Here is a 2,075-nt window from a genome sequence, read left to right as displayed (position 1 = left end):
TTCTTGATGTAGGTCGCCGCGACCGGGTGGTTCACCGTCGGGTTGGCGCCGATCACCCAGATGACTTCGGCATCCATCGCAGCCGCAAACGGCGCCGACACCGCGCCCGAGCTCAAGCCTTCGAACAGCGCCGCCACCGACGAGGCGTGGCACAGCCGCGTGCAGTGATCGACATTGTTGGAGCCGAAGCCGGTGCGCACCAGCTTCTGGAACAGATAGGCCTCTTCGTTCGAGCCCTTGGCCGAGCCGAAGCCGGCGAGCGCCTTCACACCGTTGGTGTCGCGTATCTTGACGAGACCCTTGGCCGCGATGTCGAGGGCTTCCTCCCACGACGCTTCGCGGAAATGGGTGAAGGGATTGGCCGGATCGACCTGGTCGTTGGCATCCTTCTTCGCATTCGGCAGCCGCACCAGCGGCTTGGTCAGCCGATGCGGATGGTGGATGTAGTCGAAGCCGAAGCGGCCCTTCACGCAGAGACGGTTGTGATTGGCGGGGCCGTCGCGGCCCTCCGCATAGATCACCTTCTCGTCCTTGACCTGATACGTGACCTGGCAGCCGACGCCGCAGAACGGGCAGAGCGAATCGACCTTCCTGTCCGCGTAGGTGACGCGGGTCTGCTTGTCGTCGAGCATCACGGCCGGCATCAACGCGCCGGTCGGGCAGGCCTGCACGCATTCGCCGCAGGCCACACATGTCGACTCGCCCATGGGATCGTCGAAGTCGAACACGATTTTCGAACCGTGATTACGATACGCCATGCCGATGACGTCGTTGACCTGGACCTCGCGGCAGGCGCGCACGCAAAGCCCGCACTGGATGCAGGCATCGAGATTGACGCGCATCGCCGGATGGCTCGCATCGGTCTCCCAGCGCTCGGCGGCGGGGAAACGGCTCTCGGTGACGCCGGTGGTCTCGGCCCAGTGCCAGAATTTGGACTCCGGATCGTGGGAGGTCGCGCGCGCCGGCTGATCGGCGACCAGCAGCTCCATCACCATTTTTTGCGCGGCGACAGCGCGGTGGCTCTCGGTCTTCACCTTCATGCCGACCGCGGGCGTGCGCTTGCAGGAGGCGGCGAGCACGCGCTCGCCGTCGATCTCGACCATGCAGGCGCGGCAATTGCCGTCCGGGCGGTAATCCGGTTCCGGTGAATAGCAGAGGTGCGGGATCTCGCGCCCCTGGCGCTTGGCGACCTGCCAGATGGTCTCGCCGGGATTGGCCTCGACCTGCTTGCCGTCAAGCTCGAACGTAATCCTGGTCATTCGGCCGCTTCCTTGAACTCGTCAGGGAAATATTTGATCACGGTTGAGAGCGGGTTCGACGCCGCCTGTCCGAGCCCGCAGATCGAGGCATCGCGCATCGCCTGGCTCAATTCTTCCAGCAATGCCCGGTTCCAGACCGGCTGCTGCATCAAGAGCGCCGCCTTCTCGGTTCCGACGCGGCACGGCGTGCACTGGCCGCAGCTCTCGTCCTCGAAGAACTTCATCAGGTTCAAGGCCGCTGCCTTCACGCTGTCCTTTTGCGACAGGATCACGATCGCGGCGGAGCCGATGAAGCAGCCGTATTTCTCCAGCGTGCCGAAATCGAGCGGGATGTCGTCCATCGCCGCCGGCAGGATGCCGCCGGACGCGCCGCCCGGCAGATAGGCGTAGAACTGATGGCCATCGGCCATGCCGCCGCAATATTCGTCGATCAGTTCGCGCACGGTGATCCCGGCGGGCGCGAGCTTCATGCCGGGATTCGTGACGCGACCCGACACCGAGAAGCTGCGCAGGCCGTGACGTTCGTGGCGGCCGTGGCCCTTCCACCAGTCGGCGCCCTTCTCGACGATGTCGCGCACCCACCACAGGGTCTCGATGTTGTTGATCAGCGTCGGCAGGCCGAACAGGCCGACCTGGAACGGGTAAGGCGGCTTGTGCCGCGGCAGGCCGCGCTTGCCCTCGATGCTCTCGAGCAGCGAGGATTCCTCGCCGCAGATATAGGCGCCGGCGCCGCGGCGCATATGCAGCGTCGGGCCGCCCGCCGGCAGCTTTGCGATCTCGCGCTCGAGGATGGCGCGCGCCGCCGGATACTCGTCG

The 2,075-nt window shown here is 65.5% G+C and carries 2 protein-coding genes; both read right to left on the bottom strand.

The features are described from left to right. The coding region (locus tag ACXJL8_RS39570) for a 2Fe-2S iron-sulfur cluster-binding protein (protein ID WP_456686871.1) at positions 1 to 1,259 on the bottom strand (1,259 nt) is incomplete at its 3' end. Continuing rightward, a partial coding sequence (locus tag ACXJL8_RS39565; RefSeq protein WP_456686870.1) for an NADH-ubiquinone oxidoreductase-F iron-sulfur binding region domain-containing protein occupies positions 1,256 to 2,075 on the bottom strand: 820 nt, incomplete at its 5' end. The genes ACXJL8_RS39570 and ACXJL8_RS39565, both read right to left, overlap by 4 nt.

The sequence above is a fragment of the Bradyrhizobium sp. P5_C11_2 genome (genome assembly GCF_054049755.1).
The sequence above is the reverse complement of the archived record's forward strand: the minus strand, read 5'-3'. Positions and strand labels throughout refer to the sequence as shown.